Annotated in this window: 15 protein-coding genes; 2 read left to right on the top strand and 13 right to left on the bottom strand. The window is 72.0% G+C overall.

The window, feature by feature from the left end:
* Positions 1-4: 4 nt before the first annotated feature.
* The 5 genes from ACZ7LT_RS03665 to ACZ7LT_RS03685 all read right to left on the bottom strand — a co-directional run bounded on the left by ACZ7LT_RS03665 (position 5) and on the right by ACZ7LT_RS03685 (position 4593).
* Positions 5-970, bottom strand: coding sequence for a DUF916 domain-containing protein (locus ACZ7LT_RS03665; protein WP_471234779.1), 966 nt, complete (start codon positions 968-970; stop codon positions 5-7).
* A gap of 76 nt (positions 971-1046) precedes the next feature.
* Positions 1047-2402, bottom strand: coding sequence for a beta-xylosidase (locus ACZ7LT_RS03670; RefSeq protein ID WP_471233682.1), 1356 nt, complete (start codon positions 2400-2402; stop codon positions 1047-1049).
* Between the two features lie 205 nt (positions 2403-2607).
* Positions 2608-3093, bottom strand: a complete 486-nt coding sequence (locus ACZ7LT_RS03675; protein ID WP_471233686.1) for a hypothetical protein — start codon at positions 3091-3093, stop codon at positions 2608-2610.
* A gap of 177 nt (positions 3094-3270) precedes the next feature.
* Complete coding sequence (locus ACZ7LT_RS03680) at positions 3271-3624, bottom strand: cytidine deaminase (RefSeq protein WP_471233688.1); 354 nt, start codon at positions 3622-3624, stop codon at positions 3271-3273.
* 81 nt (positions 3625-3705) lie between these two features.
* Positions 3706-4593, bottom strand: a complete 888-nt coding sequence (locus ACZ7LT_RS03685; RefSeq protein ID WP_471233692.1) for a helix-turn-helix transcriptional regulator — start codon at positions 4591-4593, stop codon at positions 3706-3708.
* A gap of 91 nt (positions 4594-4684) precedes the next feature.
* Between ACZ7LT_RS03685 and ACZ7LT_RS03690 the strand changes: the two genes are divergently transcribed.
* Positions 4685-6103: an MFS transporter gene (locus ACZ7LT_RS03690; RefSeq protein WP_471233695.1), complete on the top strand. Its 1419-nt coding sequence runs from the start codon at positions 4685-4687 to the stop codon at positions 6101-6103.
* Positions 6104-6108: 5 nt separating this feature from the next.
* On the opposite strand, the gene ACZ7LT_RS03695 is transcribed toward ACZ7LT_RS03690, so the two are convergent.
* From ACZ7LT_RS03695 to ACZ7LT_RS03715, 5 genes are all read right to left on the bottom strand, one after another.
* Entirely contained in the window at positions 6109-6462 is a 354-nt protein-coding gene (locus ACZ7LT_RS03695) for an MmcQ/YjbR family DNA-binding protein (protein WP_471233698.1), read from the bottom strand.
* Complete coding sequence (locus ACZ7LT_RS03700; protein WP_471233701.1) at positions 6459-7754, bottom strand: hemolysin family protein; 1296 nt, start codon at positions 7752-7754, stop codon at positions 6459-6461. The genes ACZ7LT_RS03695 and ACZ7LT_RS03700 overlap by 4 nt, the downstream gene beginning before the upstream one ends.
* 7 nt (positions 7755-7761) lie before the next feature.
* The gene (ybeY, locus tag ACZ7LT_RS03705; RefSeq protein WP_471233704.1) at positions 7762-8259 is read right to left on the bottom strand and encodes an rRNA maturation RNase YbeY; all 498 of its coding nucleotides are present in this window, start codon (positions 8257-8259) and stop codon (positions 7762-7764) included.
* Positions 8260-8271: 12 nt separating this feature from the next.
* Positions 8272-10380, bottom strand: coding sequence for a PhoH family protein (locus ACZ7LT_RS03710; protein WP_471233707.1), 2109 nt, complete (start codon positions 10378-10380; stop codon positions 8272-8274).
* Positions 10381-10532: 152 nt separating this feature from the next.
* The gene (locus tag ACZ7LT_RS03715; RefSeq protein WP_471233710.1) at positions 10533-11660 is read right to left on the bottom strand and encodes a carbohydrate kinase family protein; all 1128 of its coding nucleotides are present in this window, start codon (positions 11658-11660) and stop codon (positions 10533-10535) included.
* A gap of 291 nt (positions 11661-11951) precedes the next feature.
* Between ACZ7LT_RS03715 and ACZ7LT_RS03720 the strand changes: the two genes are divergently transcribed.
* Complete coding sequence (locus ACZ7LT_RS03720; RefSeq protein WP_471233712.1) at positions 11952-13310, top strand: MFS transporter; 1359 nt, start codon at positions 11952-11954, stop codon at positions 13308-13310.
* Here the strand turns inward: ACZ7LT_RS03720 and ACZ7LT_RS03725 are convergent.
* The 3 genes from ACZ7LT_RS03725 to ACZ7LT_RS03735 are packed head-to-tail and all read right to left on the bottom strand — an operon-like array spanning position 13274 to position 15581.
* Positions 13274-14266 carry an adenosine deaminase gene (locus ACZ7LT_RS03725; RefSeq protein WP_471233713.1) on the bottom strand — a complete coding sequence of 331 codons (993 nt, stop codon included), beginning with the start codon at positions 14264-14266 and terminating at the stop codon, positions 13274-13276. The genes ACZ7LT_RS03720 and ACZ7LT_RS03725 overlap by 37 nt on opposite strands.
* 53 nt (positions 14267-14319) lie before the next feature.
* On the bottom strand, positions 14320-15222 hold the full coding sequence (locus ACZ7LT_RS03730) for a ribonuclease Z (RefSeq protein WP_471233716.1): 903 nt from the start codon (positions 15220-15222) through the stop codon (positions 14320-14322).
* Positions 15222-15581 carry a histidine triad nucleotide-binding protein gene (locus tag ACZ7LT_RS03735; protein ID WP_471233720.1) on the bottom strand — a complete coding sequence of 120 codons (360 nt, stop codon included), beginning with the start codon at positions 15579-15581 and terminating at the stop codon, positions 15222-15224. Before ACZ7LT_RS03735 ends, ACZ7LT_RS03730 begins: the two co-directional genes overlap by 1 nt.
* Positions 15582-15660: the final 79 nt, after the last annotated feature.

The raw sequence follows: 15660 nt of genomic DNA on the forward strand, positions 1-15660 counted from the left end.
CCGGTCACGTACCGCCCACCGCTCGGGGTGCGCGGTGGCGTCGTAGCCGCAGCCCGATCAGTGTGCCGGCGGCCGCGGCGGCGATCACCGCGCCGACGGCCCAAGGCAGCGCGAGGAAGCCGGTGGCGGCGCTCTCGCGGACGTCCTTGGCGGTGGCGGTCAGGGTCACCTCGCCCCAGTCGAACTGGGGTGCGCCGCGCCAGCGCTCGGTGAGCCGGATCTTCTGCCGGGGCAGCAGTTCGGCGGGGAGAGCGGCGAGGTCGCGGGCGAGCAACGTACGGCCGAAGACCCCCTGCGCCTTCAGTGCCACCTTCGGGTTGAGTGTGACATTGCCCCGGTTGTGGAGCGTGTACGAGATGAGGGCGCTGCTCTCGCGGGTGCCGGGGAGCAGGGGCCGGTCCTGGGTGAGGGTGACGTCCTCGACGGCGAGGGCGGGGACGGTGGGGCCGCCGACGCGGAGGTAGACACGGGCGCCGACGGCGCGCTGGATGCCGACGGCGACGGGGCCGCCGGGGGCGCGGTCGATCCGTTCGTCGAGGGCGACGAGGGCGCCGACGTGGTCGCCGGGTTCGGCGCCGGGCGGGACGGTGAGGGTGATCAGGACGCTGGCCTTGCCGCGGGCGGGGACGGTGATCCTTGGGCGGTCCGGCTTCAGCCAGGCGCCGATGGAGAGATGGGGTTCCTTCTCGGTGCGGACGGCGAAGCCGCCGTCGCGTGCGGTGTTGTAGGCGTCGGCGCCGTAGAGCCGGAAGGTGAGCGGGGCGGCGGTCTTGTTGCTGAGGGTGACGGTGTCGGTGAGGGTGTCGCCGGGGTCGGCGGCGAGGTAGAAGTAGGGCCGCGAGCCGAGCTGGGAGGCGGCGGGGTAGACGGCCCATTCGCCGTTCTCGGCGGCGGTGGCGGTGGTGGGCGCGCCGAGGAGCTGGAGCAGGAGCAGCAGGGCGGCCGCGGTGGTGGCGTACAGCGTGCGCACGGTGCTCAACCCCCGGGGGTCGGGGCGGGCCGACCGGGTGCGCGCCCGGCCCGCCGTGCTGGGGTGGGTCTTTCGGTCAGGTGAGGGTGAGGGTCAGGACGCCGGCGTATATGCCGGGGGCGGTGAACGCCGGGACGTCCAGGGAGACCTTGGCGTCGACGGTGAACTCGCCGCCGGTGAGGGTGGCGTTGGGGGTGGAGGCCAGGGTGGCTCCGCCACTGCCGACGGTCCCGGCGGAGCCGGGGACGCAGACGCTGGGGCTGCCCTGTTTGGTGGTGCAGGCGGGGGTCCAGCTGAGTCTGTCGGCGCCGAGGGTGCCGGCGGTGCCGGTGAAGTCGGTGACCTTGCCGGTGAGGGACCAGCCGGCGGGGCCGCCGCGGAAGTCCTTGACGGTGACGGTGCGCAGGTCGCCGGTGGAGGCGCCGCCCTGGCCGAAGTCGACGGCGGACATCTGGACGGTGTCCCCGGCCTGGGACATGGACAGTTCGCCGGCGGTGACGGAGGCGGTGAGTTTCTGGCTGCCCGGCGGCTGCGGGGTGTCGTCGACGACGGTGTACGCGGCCGGTCCGGCGCCCTTGTCGGGGCTCCAGGAGGCGCCTTCGTAGGCCACGATGCCGGTGGTCGCCTTGTCGGCGACCTTGAGGCGGGCGGTGAAGCCGCCGGTGTCGTCGGTGGTGACGGTCATGGTGTCGGCGGTCTGGGCGGCCCCGGCCCGGCCGGCGACGGTCACCTCGGTGAGCGGGGTGAACTTGCTGCCGGTGACGGTGACCCGGGCGCCGGGTGCGCCGGAGGAGGTGGCGAGCTGGAGGGCCCGTTCGTTGGCTCCAGGCTGGTCGGCGGCGACGACCGTCTCGGAGACGGGTGCGGGCGGGTTCTTGACCGTGCAGGGGGTGTCCAGCTCCATGATGTAGCTGGTGTGGATGTTGTAGTCGCCCGGGGAGAGGGTGATCGAGCCGGGTGCGGTGACCGTGAACGTACCGGTCATGGAGAACGGCGGGAAGGCTCCCTTGCCGGGGACGGGCGGGTTCTTCTTGGGGCCGGTGACGGTGAGCCGGCCGGACTGGGCGCCGCCGAGGGTGACCTTTCCGGTGGGAGTCATGATGTCGGCCGGCAGGGAGAGGTCGACGGGGTTGCTGGCGGCGGGTTTGGTGACCGTGTAGGTGACGGTGACCGTGTCGCCGACCTTCGGTGTCGCTTTGTCGACGGTGATCTCGGCGGTGGTGGTGCCCTCGATGGGCGGGATGCCGGCGATCGGCGGTGGTACGCAGCGGGTGGCGAAGTCGACCGGGGTGGATGCGGCGGTCAGTGCCCCGGCGGGGGCGGCGAGTGCACCGGCCGTACCGGCGATGAGGGCGGTCGCGCCGAGGACGGCGGTCCAGCGGTGTCTTCGGCCGCGGCCGCGCGCGGATGTGGGGGTGAGCGGGGATGCCATGAGTGCCCCTCCTGAGAGATGAGAGGGCGCCATTGACGGCCGCGGGGGAAGAGAAGTCAATGGAATCGAAATCCACCGACTGATGACCCATCAGATACTGTCAAGATCCGCGTTTTCGCAGGTCAGACGGACAGGCGGAGCTTCCGGGAGGTGCGCAGGCCGAGGGCCGGTGCCGCCCGCAGCGGCACCGGCCCCTGGGAGGCGGTCAGCTGAAGACGAACGGGCCGGGCGACTGTGACGTCACGGCGTCACAGTTCACCGTCACACCGAAGATCGTCATGGTCAGCGCGGTGCCCGCGAAGTACGAGTCGAGGCTGTCCCCGGAGGCGACGGTCCCACTGAGCGGGCCCATGGTCACGGCCGTGTTGGCCGCCAGCGCCGGGTTCTTCTTGCCGCTGAAGACCCGGGTGCCGCCGCCCGCCTTGGCGAGCGTGAGCTTGGCGCTGATCTGGTCCTTGCCCACCGCGACCGGTGTCTTCACCGCCGAGGTGAGGGTGATCGTGGCGGCCGTGCCGCTCTGGGTCGCGGTGAGCGTGGCCCCGCCGCCGCCCCACGTACCGCAGTCGTACGACGCGGTGGCCGTGCCGGGAGTGACGGCGGCGGCGCTCGGCGCGAAGACGAGACCGGCGGCGGCGAGCGCCCCCGCGAGCACCGCGCCGATGCCTAAGCTGCTGTTCCTGCTGGCTCTCATGTGGTGGTTCCCCTTTTCCCGTGTCGGGTGGAAGGCGCACTCGTACACACGGCGCTACAAGGGGTGCGGGGGCTGCGTGAAGGGTGCGTTCACCGCATTGACGCGCAAGGAGCCAGAGGTCGCAAGAGAAACTCCGGCTGATTCTTCGGCGGGAAGGCCGGCCGGTCCCCCGGGGGCTCAGCCCGCGGTCACCGCGGCGCGCAGGGTGCCGTCGGGGCCCGCGAGGAGGACCGGGGTGTGCGGCCCGCCGAGGTCCCGTACGGCCGCCCGGTCCGCGTCGGACGCGCTCTCGGCGTCCGAGACGACCGCTGCGGCCTCCAGCGACTGGGCGCCGCTGGCCACGGCCATGGCGACGGCGGTCTGGAGCGCGCTCAGCTTGAGCGACTCCAGAGCCACGGTGCCCGCGACATACGTACGGCCGGTCTCGTCACGGACCGCCGCGCCCTCGGGCACGCCGTTACGGGCGCGGGCGCTGCGCGCCAGGGTGATGATCTTGAGGTCCTCGGCACCGAGGTCGCTGCTCTGCGTCATGGACCGAGCATAGGACGGCGCCCTGGGCCGACCCTGGGCGAGGGTGCGCGGGCGGCGCCGGGCCGCCCGGCCGGGGGATGGTCAGCCGGCGACCGGGTACATCGCGCCGCGCCGCCCCTGCGGGGAGACCAGCCACTCCAGCTTCGCCGCCGTGTCGGCCTCCGGCAGCGGGGTGTGCATCACGATGGTCAGATCGGGCCGGGCGGGGACCCGCAGCTGGGTCGACTCGACCACCAGCGTGCCGACCAGCGGGTGTTCCATCTCCTTGCGGATCTGCCCGCCGGGCGCGATGTCCCGGCGCTCCCACAGGGCGGCGAACTCCTCGGAGGCCTCCTTGGCCTCCTCGACCACCGCGCGGAACCCCTCGTCGTCCGGGCACTCCGAGCAGGCGGCCCGGAACTGCGCGACGACGTGCGGCGCGAGCCGCTCCCAGCTCTTGGTCCGGGCGCGGTAGAGGGGGTCGGTGAAGAAGGCGATCAGGCAGTTCTGGGAGATCTCCGGCCGCATGCCGAGCACGATCGCCGCCGAGTCGTTGTACATGACCGTGTTCCAGTACGCGTCCAGGATGTGCGCCGGGAACGGCATCCAGGTGTCGATCAGTCGGCGCAGCCCCTGGCACATGTCCTGGGCGGCCGGATCCACCTCCGGAGCGGGCGGGTTGAGCCCCGCCAGGACGTAGAGGTGGCGGCGCTCGACGGCGCTCAGCCGCAGCACCCGCGCCACCGCGTCGAGGACCTGCGGGGAGACGGTGATGTCGCGGCCCTGCTCCAGCCACTGGTACCAGGAGACGCCGACCCCGGCGAGCACGGCGACCTCCTCGCGGCGCAGTCCGGGCGTACGGCGCCGGGCGCCGCCGTCGGGGAGTCCGGCCTCGGCCGGGGTGACCCTGGCCCGACGGCTCATCAGGAACTCGCGGAGCTCGCCCAGTCGGTGGGCCTTCGCGGATGCGCTCTCCACGACTGCGACCACGTGTTCATCCCCCTGTCGGCTGCCTGGTGGTGCGACCAACAGGATAAGTTCCCGCTCCCCACGGTTGTTCCCGGCGCCGGAGGGTGAGGCCATGGCACTTGACACCTCCACCACCCCCTCGTCCGCGGTCTCCGCCACGGGCACGCCCGCGCCGGGCAAGATCACCGGCCGTGCCCGGCTCATCCTCTTCGTGCTGTGCGCGGCGCAGTTCATGGTCTCGCTGGACTTCTCCGTACTGAACGTGGCGCTGCCCGTCCTCGGGGCCGACCTCGGGCTCAGCCATTCCGCGTTGCAGTGGGCGGTGACCGCGTTCGCGCTGCCGTCCGGCGGTTTCCTGCTGCTGTTCGGCCGGATCGGCGATCTGTTCGGGCGTAAGAAGCTGTTCCTCGTCGGGCTCGTGGTCTTCGGGGCGGCGTCGCTGCTGGCCACGTTCGCCTGGGATCCGGCGTCGTTCCTGGCCGGGCGGGCGTTGCAGGGTGTCGGGGCGGCGGCGATCGTGCCGACCGGGATGTCCCTGCTGACCACCACGTTCCCCGAGGGGCCGCTGCGGGACCGGGCGCTCGGTATCTCCGGCACGCTGCTCTCGCTCGGTTTCACCGTCGGCATGCTGCTGGGCGGGGTCATGACCGACACGCTCGGCTGGCGCTCCACGATGGGGCTGCTCGCGCTGTTCACGCTGGTCGTGCTGCCGCTGGCGCCGGGGCTGCTGCCCGAGTCCCGTACGCCGGAGCGGCCTCGCCTTGACGTGCCCGGCGCGGTGACCGTCACCGGTGGTCTGCTGGCGCTGATCTACGCCCTGTCCACGGCCGCCGAGCGCGGCTTCGGCGGCGCGGACGTGCTGGTGACGCTGGCTGTGGGGCTGGTGCTGCTGGCGGTGTTCGTGGTCGTGGAGTCCCGGCACGCGGCGCCGCTGGTCTCGCTGCCGATGCTGCGGCGGGGCACGGTGGCCTTCGGCAACCTGGGCGGGCTCGTCACCTTCTCGATGATGTCGACGGTCATCTTCGTGCTGACGCTCCACCTCCAGGAGACGCTTGGTCTTTCCCCCTTCGGCACGGGTCTGATCTTCGGTATCCAGGGCGTGCTGTCGGTGGTGGCGGGCACGCTCGCGCCGAGGGTGATCGGCCGGTTCGGCGCGCGGCGGACGCTGGTCGGATCGCTGCTGGGCCAGGGCGTGCTGACGGGTGCGCTGCTGGGGCTCGGCAGCGGGTTCGACGTGGTGCTGGCGACCGTGGCCGTCTCCCTGGCGAGCATGTGCCATCTGGGCGCGATCATCAGCTACGGCCTGACGGTGACCTCGGGCGTCCCGGACGAGGAGCAGGGTCTGGCGACGGGTCTGGTGACCACGACCCAGCAGGTCGGCCTCACCGTCGGCATTCCGCTGCTGGGTGTCCTGGCCACGACCCAGAGCGATCTGTTCACCGGTGTACGGACGGTGCTGGTCCTGGACACGGCGATCGTGCTGGGTGCGGCGCTGCTGGTGGCGCTGGGGCTGCGGCGGGCGCGGGGGTGAGGCCGTCAGGGCCGGTCGAGGCGGAGCCGCTCCGCCTTGGGGAGGCCCGCGACGACGAGGTCGTACGAGTCCTCGATGAGCTCCCGGACCAGCCGGTCCGGGAGCTCTCCCACGGCCACGGTGTTCCAGTGGCGCTTGTTCATGTGGTAGCCGGGGGTGATCGCGGGGTACTCCTCGCGCAGCCGTACGGCGTTGTCCGGCTCGCACTTGAGGTTGGCGGTCAGCGGGCGGGCGTCCAGGGCGGCGAGGGCGAACATCTTTCCGGCGACCTTGAAGACCGAGGTCTCGGGGCCGAACGGAAACTCCTCGGTCGCGCCGTTGAAGTCCAGGCAGAACGCCCGCAGCTGCTGCGCCTTCATGACGGTTCACCCTCCGGTTCGAGGTTTTCCGGTTCCACGAGCACGGTGACGATCTTGTTGCGGCGGCCGGCGGGGGACTCGGCGGTCAGCCGCAGCCGGCGCCCGTCGGGGAGTTCGACGCGGGCGGTGGCGCCCGCGATGGGGACACGGCCCAGTGCCTTGGCGAGGAGGCCGCCGACGGTCTCCACGTCCTCGTCGTCGTACTCGTCAAAGCCGAAGAGCTCGCCGAGGTCGCCGATGTCGAGGCGGGCGGTGACCCGGAAGCGGTCGTCGCCGAGCTCCTGGATCGGCGGGAGTTCCCGGTCGTACTCGTCGGTGATCTCGCCGACGATCTCCTCAAGGATGTCCTCGATGGTGACGATGCCGGCGGTGCCGCCGTACTCGTCGATGACGACGGCCACGTGATTGCGCTGCTGCTGCATCTCGCGCAGCAGGTCACCGGCGTTCTTGGTGTCCGGGACGAAGGCGGCCGGGCGCATCGCCGTGGAGACGAGGTCGGACTCGGCCTCGCGGTTGACGTGGGTCCTGCGGGCCAGGTCCTTGAGGTAGACGACGCCGACGATGTCGTCCTCGTTCTCGCCGGTGACGGGGATCCGGGAGAAGCCGGAGCGCAGGGCGAGGGTGAGGGCCTGGCGGATGGTCTTGTACCGCTCGATGCAGACGAGGTCCGTGCGCGGGACCATCACCTCGCGTACGAGGGTGTCGCCGAGCTCGAAGACGGAGTGGACCATGCGCCGCTCGTCGTCCTCGATCAGCGATTCCTGCTCGGCCAGGTCGACCATGGCGCGCAGCTCGGCCTCGGAGGCGAAGGGGCCCTTGCGGAAGCCCTTGCCGGGGGTGAGGGCGTTGCCGATGAGGATCAGCAGCTGCGGGACGGGGCCCATGACGCGGGCGAGCGGCAGCAGGACGTACGCGGCGGCGGTGGCGGTGTTCAGCGGGTGCTGGCGGCCGATGGTGCGCGGTGAGACGCCGACGGCGACGTAGCTGACGAGGACCATCACGGCGATGGCGACGGTCAGGGCGTGCCAGGTGCGGGAGAACTCCTGGAGGCAGGCGTAGGTGACGAGGACCCCGGCGGCCATCTCGCAGGCGACCCGCACGAGCAGGGCGACGTTGAGGTAGCGGGTGGGGTCGGCGGCGATCTGGGAGAGCTTGTCGGCGCCGCGCCGGCCGTGCCGTACGGCCTCGGCGGCGCGGAAGCTGGAGACGCGGGCGAGCCCGGCCTCGGCGCAGGCGGCCAGCCAGGCCACGACGACGAGGGCGACGGCTCCGGCGATCAGCTGGACGCTCATGCCGGGCTCAGGAGACGGTCGGCGCCGGGGAGGGGCCCGTGAGGCCCTTCTCCGCCCGCCAGCCGTCCACGATGGCCGCCTGGAGGCCGAACATCTCGGCCTTCTCGTCGGGCTCCTCGTGGTCGTAGCCGAGCAGGTGCAGCACTCCGTGGACGGTGAGGAGCTGGAGCTCCTCGTCCATGGAGTGCTGCGTCGGCGCGTCCTCGCCCTGCTTCTTGGCGACCTCGGGGCAGAGCACGATGTCGCCGAGGAGGCCCTGCGGGGGCTCCTCGTCGTCCTTCGACGGCGGGCGCAGCTCGTCCATCGGGAAGGACATGACGTCGGTGGGGCCCGGCAGGTCCATCCACTGGATGTGCAGCTGCTCCATGGCGTCGGCGTCCACGACGATCACCGAGAGCTCGGAGAGCGGGTGGATGCGCATCCGGGTGAGCGCGTAGCGGGCGATGTCGAGGATCGCCTGCTCGTCGACCTCGGTTCCGGACTCGTTGTTGACGTCGATCGACATGGTGCTGTTGGACTACTTCCCGTTGGAGCCGTTGCGGCTGTCGTACTGCTCGTACGCGTCGACGATACGGCCGACGAGCTTGTGCCGGACGACATCCTGCGACGTGAGCATCGAGAAGTGGACGTCGGGGACCCCGTCGAGGATGTCCCGGACCTGGCGCAGACCGCTCTTCGTGCCGCCGGGCAGGTCGACCTGGGTGACGTCACCGGTGATGACGATCTTCGAGTCGAAGCCGAGGCGGGTGAGGAACATCTTCATCTGCTCGGGGTTCGTGTTCTGCGCCTCGTCGAGGATGATGAACGCGTCGTTGAGCGTGTTGTGTGTCAGCAGGAAGTCCTGCGTGACGTACAGCGAGTCCTCGGCCGCGACCTGGATGCAGACGGTCTCCTCGCGCCCTGCGGGCTCGATGGAGTCGATGAAGCGCATGGGGCGTCCCCCGCCGCCGGTCGCGTGGTACTTCTCGCGCTTGCGGGCGAGGCGGAAGGGCTCGATGCCTTCGGGGAGGCGGATGTCGACCACGTGGGCGTCGTAGCGGTGATCGACGGCACGGCCCTTCGCGTTGCCAGGGCGCCTGCCGCCTGCCTGCCGCCTACGGGTGTACGCGACACCACCCAGCGACTGGACGAGGGCGATCACGTCGTCACGGAGCACGATCGAGGTGGTCGTGTACTGGATCCGGCAGGTGCGGTCGGTCTGGGTGACCGGACCGCCGTCGGAGTCGAGAAGACCCTGAAGGACGGCGAGCCGGACGTCTGCCGAGTTGTACAGGTAGTCGTCCGGGACGAACTTGGAGTGCGACCGGGTGCCGAGGAGATCGAGCTGCCGGAGCATGCCCGTGACCGGGTTCTCCAGCGTGATGACGTCTCCGGGGGCCGCCACGCGGTTCAGGACGTGGTCCGGTCCGCTCTTCGCGCGGACCGACACTCCCGGCAGCGCCGCTTCCAGCGCCTCCGCGAGCTCGGGGTCCTCACTGGAGAAGGAAGGAGTCGTGGAGCCCGTCAGACAGCCGTCCCCGAGCAGCAGGCCCAGCGCGTACGGGTCCATGGGGACCTCCCGCTCGGGGAAGCACACGGGCGCGGTGAGCAGCGGCAGCTCGTAGCGGCGGGCATGGGCCGCACGCAGGTTGCCGATCATCTCCTGCGTCTCCAGGACCCGCCACGGCTTGTCTCGGCGTGCGTCATCACGCGTCCTGACCGTCCACAGATGCTCGCCGCAGCACAGGGTCCAGGAGCCATCCTGGGCGGAGACCCGGTAGACGTCCTTCTCGCCCTGCGGATAGACGCCGAGGACCGGTGTGGGCTCGCCGTTGGAACCGATGACGAGGTCACCGACTTGGAGGTCGCCGATCGGACGCCAGCCGTCCGGCGTCAGGACGTTCGTGAAGACAGGTTGCGCCCTGCCCCTCATGTAGGCCAGGGGCGCGACCTCGATCGTCCCGCTCGCCATCAGTTTGGGGATGGAGTCGGGGTCGAGCATGTCGTGCAGCGCGTCGTACAGCGGCCGCAGGTAGGGGTCGATCTTCTCGTAGAGCGTGCCGGGCAGGAAGCCGAGCCGCTCGCCCGCCTCGACGGCGGGCCGGGTCAGGATGATCCGGGTGACCTGCTTGGACTGCAGGGCCTGGACCGCCTTGGCCATGGCGAGATAGGTCTTGCCGGTGCCCGCGGGGCCGATGCCGAAGACGATCGTGTGCTTGTCGATCGCGTCGACGTACCGCTTCTGGTTGAGGGTCTTGGGGCGGATCGTGCGGCCACGGCTGGAGAGGATGTTCTGCGTGAGCACCTCGGCCGGGGTCTCCGGGCCGTCCCCGATTCCGGTCTCGCTCGCCCTGAGCATGGCGATCGAGCGTTCCACTGCGTCCTCCGTCATCGGCTGTCCGGTGCGGAGCACCAGCATCATCTCGTCGAACAGGCGTTGGATGAGCGCGACTTCGCCCGGATCGCCGACCGCGCTGACCTGATTGCCGCGGACATGGATGTCGGCGCCTGGGAACGCCTTCTCGATCACGCGCAGCAGGGCGTCGCCGGAGCCGAGCACCGTCACCATGGGGTGCTTGGCGGGGACGGTGAAGTGGGCTCGCGCCTCTCCCGGCGCCGGGGTCTGGGCTGTGGGTGTCTGAGTCATGGGCCGGCACTGTGGCCTGCACATACCTCCTGTTGCAGGGTTCTCGCCGCTCGACAACCTCTGGAATACCAGCGTACGACGTGGCACTGACAAGGCCGAGGGCTTTTACGGGGCCGGAAGTCGGGCGGGGTTTCACAGGGTCCGGGCGGCGGTCAGGCCGAGCGGCGGAAGCCGATGGTCGGGACGGCCCTGCGCAGCGGCACCGGCCCGGCCAGGGGCGGCAGCAGGCCCTCCAGGAAGGCGTAGCGGCTCAGGGCCGCGGCGTCCTGGCGGGGCTCGGCGTGGACCTGGTGCCACCAGGCGGCGACCTCGTTCCAGCCGGGCGCGGAGAGTGACCCGCCGAATTCCTGTACGGACAGGGCGGCGATCAGCCCGCCGAAGGCGAGCCGGTCGGCGAGCGGCCACTTCGCGAGGGTGCCGGTGACGAATCCGGCGACGAAGACGTCGCCCGCGCCGGTCGGGTCGAGCGCCGCCACCTCGATGGCGGGGACCTCGGCGGTCTCGCCGGTGGCGCCGTCGACGGCGTAGGCGCCTTCGGCGCCGAGGGTGACGACCGCGTAGCGCACCTTGTCGGCGAGGGCCCGGGCGGCGGCCCTGGGGCAGTCGGTGCGGGTGTAGCGCATCGCCTCCTGGGCGTTGGGCAGGAACGCCTCGCAGTGCTCCAGGTCGGACAGGCCCCTCAGGTCCCAGCGGCCGGTCTCGTCCCAGCCGACGTCGGCGAAGATCCGGGCCCCGGCGCGGGCGGCCTCGGCGACCCACTCCTCGCTGCGGCCGGGCACGAGGGAGGCGACGGCGGCACGCGCGCGTGGCGGGTATTCGGGCAGGGCGCCGTCCAGGGGCGGGGCGTCCTGCGGCGGGGCGTCGTGACCGTGGGAGACCATCGTGCGCTCGCCCTCGTACGCCATGGAGACGGTGACCGGGGAGTGCCAGCCGGGCACGGTGCGCGACAGGGACAGGTCGATGCCCTCGCCCTGCTCCAGTGCGTCCCAGCAGTACTCGCCGTAGTGGTCGTCGCCGAAGGCGGCGGCGAGGGAGGTGCGCAGCCCCATCCGGGCGAGCGCGGTGGCCATGTTGGCGACGCCGCCGGGGCTGGATCCCATGCCGCGGGCCCAGGATTCGGTGCCGCGCACGGGCGCGCTGTCGAGGCCGGTGAAGATGATGTCGAGGAAGACCGTGCCGGTGAGGAAGACGTCGCAGGCGGGGTCGGCCGGGGTGCGCAAGGCGTGCAACGGGTCGACTCCGGTGGCGCGTTGTGGTTTCTCTCCTCTGACTGTGGTCACGGCAGGCTCCCCGGTCGTGGTTCGGATCTTGCCAGTGTGCCCGATGGGAGCCGGGGTCAACGGGGCATCGCCACGCGACGAATGGCGGCGTTTACCCGGCAGCACGGGTGACAAAACCGATTGTGACTCAGATCACATTGATCCGCCTTCTCCGGCGCCTCGGAGACTTGATACAAATTGGCCGCGATCCCGTGCGACACCGGGCGCTCCCCCTCCCGTTCCGCCCCAAGGGCGTGGCGGCACCGCTCATTTCAGCTCCGTCATTTCAGCTTCTGCCGCACTGGAACGCCCATGCCGTCGCGCCGTCGCGCCCCGTGGCCCCTCGTCGCCCTCTTCACCGCCGGCTACCTCGCCGCGTATCTCCTGCCCACCGTCGTCGGCCGGCTCTCCGCCGGCCTCGGGCTGGCCCCCGCGCAGGCCGGTCTGGTGGGCTCGGCCCTGCTGCTCGCCTCCTCCGCCGCCGGATTCACGCTCGCCGCGCGCGTGGAGCGGTACGGGCCGCGCCGGCTGGCACGGCTCGGCCTCGGGCTGGCCGTCGGCGGCTACGGCTGCGCCGCGCTGGTCTCGTACGTACCGCTCGTCGTCGCCGGCGCGACCGTGGGCGGGTTCGGCTCCGGTACGGCCACGGCGGTCGCCGCGGCCGGGATCGCCGCCCAGCGCGATCCGCACCGGGCCTCGGCGCTCGGGCTGCTGTCGCTGTCGGCGACGGCGGGCGCGCTCTATCTGACCATTCCGCGCCTGGGCGGCGGCCACGCGCTGCCGTTCGCCTCGATCGCGCTGGTCGCCGCGGTGGTGTGGACGGTGACCGGCCGGCTGCCCGGTCCGTCCCGGACCGTGGCCGCGACGGCCCCCACGGGCCGCGTGCCGCACCTGCGGTCCGGAACCGTGCTCGCCGCCGCGATCCTGGTGTGGTCCCTGGCGCAGAACGCCCTGTGGGGGGTCAGCGGCCGGATCGGGCTGACCCAGGCCGGTCTTTCGGAGGTGACGGTCGGCGCGGTCTTCGCGGTGGCGCTGGGCGCCGGGCTGGCCGGGGCGACGGCGGCCGGGGCGCTGGGCGCGCGCCTTGGCCGGGCCGTGCCGATCGGGGCGGGCACGGTCGTCATCGCCGCCTGTGTGGCGTTGAGTTCCCGCGCCGGGAACCTGCCCGCCTTCGCCACCGGAGAGATCCTCTGGAACACCTTCTACCCGGTGGTCCTGTCGTATCTGATCGGCCTCGCGGCCTCCCTGGATCCGCGCGGCCGCTGGGCGGTCTGGGTGGGCTCGGCGTCCTCGCTGGGGGTGGCGTGCGGCCCGGTCACCGGCAGTGTCCTGTCGGAGGCGGCCGGCTACCCCGGCATGGGTACGGTCCTGGCCGCGCTGCTGCTGCTCGTCGCGGCCCCGATGACGGTGGTCGCCCTGCACACCTCGGGCCGCCCGCTGGTGCCCGGCTCGGTCCGCCGCCGCGGTGGCGCCCCGGCGGCGGTGCTGGCCGGGACGGCCGGCACGGCGGCCGCGGCGGGCGGACTCCTCCCGCAGATGGGCGCCCCCGAGCAGGAGGTCGCCGAGATCGACGTACCGGTCCCGGCCCGCCGCGCCTTCCGTCTCTCGTCGGGGGCGCGCCGGACGGGCTCCCGTCAGTCGAAGGCGTACGCCTCCACCTCGGCGAGGTAGCGCGCCCTGCGCTCCACGTCGTCGTCGAGGAAGGACGCCTCGAAGGAGTTGCGGGCGAGCTCCCGCAGCCGCTCCGGGCCGAGGCCCAGCACGTCCCGTACGGCGTCGAAGGTGTCCCCGACGTAGCCGCCGAAGTAGGCGGGGTCGTCGGAGTTGACGGTGACCAGCAGGCCGGCCGCCATCATGGCCGGCAGGGGGTGGTCGGCCAGGGTGTCCACGGCCCGCAGCCGTACGTTCGACAGCGGGCACACCGTCAGCGGCACCCGCTCCCGTGCCAGCCGGGCCACCAGCTCCGGGTCCTCCATGGCCCGCAGGCCGTGGTCGATGCGCTCGACCCCGAGGACGTCGAGGGCCTCGCGGATGTAGGCCGGCGGGCCCTCCTCCCCCGCGTGGGCGACCTTGCGCAGCCCGAGCGCCTCGGCCGCCGCGTACACCTCGCGGAAGTCCGACGGCGGGTGCCCGGCCTCGGCCGAGTCGAGGCCGACGGCGGAGATCCGGTGCAGATACGGCTTCGCGTCCTCAAGGGTGGCCAGCGCGGAGGCGGCGGGCAGGTCGCGCAGGAAGCACATGATGAGCCGGGTGGAGATGCCGTGCCGCTCCTCGCTGTGGTCCAGCGCGCGGGCCAGGCCCTCGACGACCGTGCCGAGGGAGACACCGCGGGCGGTGTGCGCCTGCGGGTCGAAGAAGATCTCGGCGTGGCGTACGCCCTGCTCGGCGGCGCGGGCCAGATAGGCCTCGGCGAGCTCGGCGAAGTCGTCGACCGTGTGCAGGGCGTTCATCAGTGCGTAGTACAGGTCCAGAAAGGACTGCAGATCGCTGAAGTCGTACGCCCGGCGCAGCTCGTCGGTGTCGGCGTACGGCAGCCGGACGCCGTTGCGGGAGGCGAGGGCGAAGGCGAGCTCGGGTTCGAGGGTGCCTTCGATGTGGACGTGCAGTTCGGCCTTGGGCAGGGGCATGGTGACTTTCTCACGCTCGGGGTTCTTCGGCCTGGGGTTCTACCGCTCTTGGTCTACCGCTTGGGTAGAGGGACTCGGATCAGGTCCTGGGCGATGGTGAGTTCGCCGTCGAACCCGGCGTCGCGGGCCTGCCGCTCGAACAGGTCGGGGTCGCTGTAGCGCTGCGAGAAGTGGGTCAGCACGAGGTGGCGTACCCCCGCGTCACGGGCGGCGGCCGCGGCCTGGCCGGCGGTCAGATGGCCGTGGTCGGTGGCGAGCCGGACGTCCTCGTCGAGGAAGGTCGACTCGATGACCAGCATGTCGGCGCCGTCGGCGAGGGTGTGCACGCCGTCGCAGAGCCGGGTGTCCATGACGAACGCGAAGCGCTGTCCGCGGCGGACCTCGCTGACCTGGTCGAGGCCGACTCCGTCGAGCGTCCCCTCGCGCTGGATCCGGCCGACGTCCGGGCCGGTGATGCCGTACTCGGCGAGCTTCTCCGGCAGCATGCGGCGCCGGTCGGGCTCGGTCAGCCGGTAGCCGTACGACTCGACGGGGTGCGACAGCTTGTGGGCGTCGAGGGTGTACGCCTCGGTGACCGCGAGGGGGCCGTCGGCGGCGACCGGGGCCTGGATCAGGTCGACGGTCTCGCGGTAGGCGGTGGCGTACCGCAGCCGATCGAAGAACCGCTGCCCGCTGGCCGGGTAGTGGGCGGTGACGGGGTGCGGGACCTGGTCGAGGTTGATGCGCTGGACGACCCCGGCGAGACCGAGGGAGTGGTCGCCGTGGAAGTGCGTGACGCAGATCCGGTCGATGTCGTGGGCGGCGACCCCGGCACGCAGCATCTGCCGCTGCGTGCCCTCCCCGGGGTCGAAGAGGATGCCCTGACCGTCCCAGCGCAGCAGATAGCCGTTGTGGTTGCGGTGGCGGGTGGGGACCTGGCTGGCGGTGCCGAGGACGACGAGTTCGCGTACGGACATTATCCGGGCGGCCAGTTGAGACCACGGCCGCCGAGGACGTGGGCGTGCGCGTGGAAGACGGTCTGCCCGGCGCCGGTGCCGGTGTTGAAGACGACGCGGTAGCCGGTGCCGTCGGTCTTCTCCTGCGCGGCGACCTCCCCGGCCTCCCGCAGTATGTCCGCGGCGATCTGCGGCTCGGCGGCGGCGAGCGAGGCCCCGTCCGGGTAGTGGACCCGGGGGATGACGAGGACGTGGCTGGGCGCCTGCGGGTTGATGTCGCGGAAGGCGACGGTGGTCGCGGTCTCCCGGACGACGGTCGCGGGTACGTCCCCCGCCACGATCTTGCAGAACAGGCAGTCGCTCTGCGGCTCTCCGGCCATGGCCTGGCCCTCCTCGTCTCCGAGTCTCCGACGATCAGTCAGTTACGGGTGCATGCTAGCCGCCCGGGGCGGTGGCGGC

The sequence above is a fragment of the Streptomyces sp. NPDC039465 genome (genome assembly GCF_055639315.1).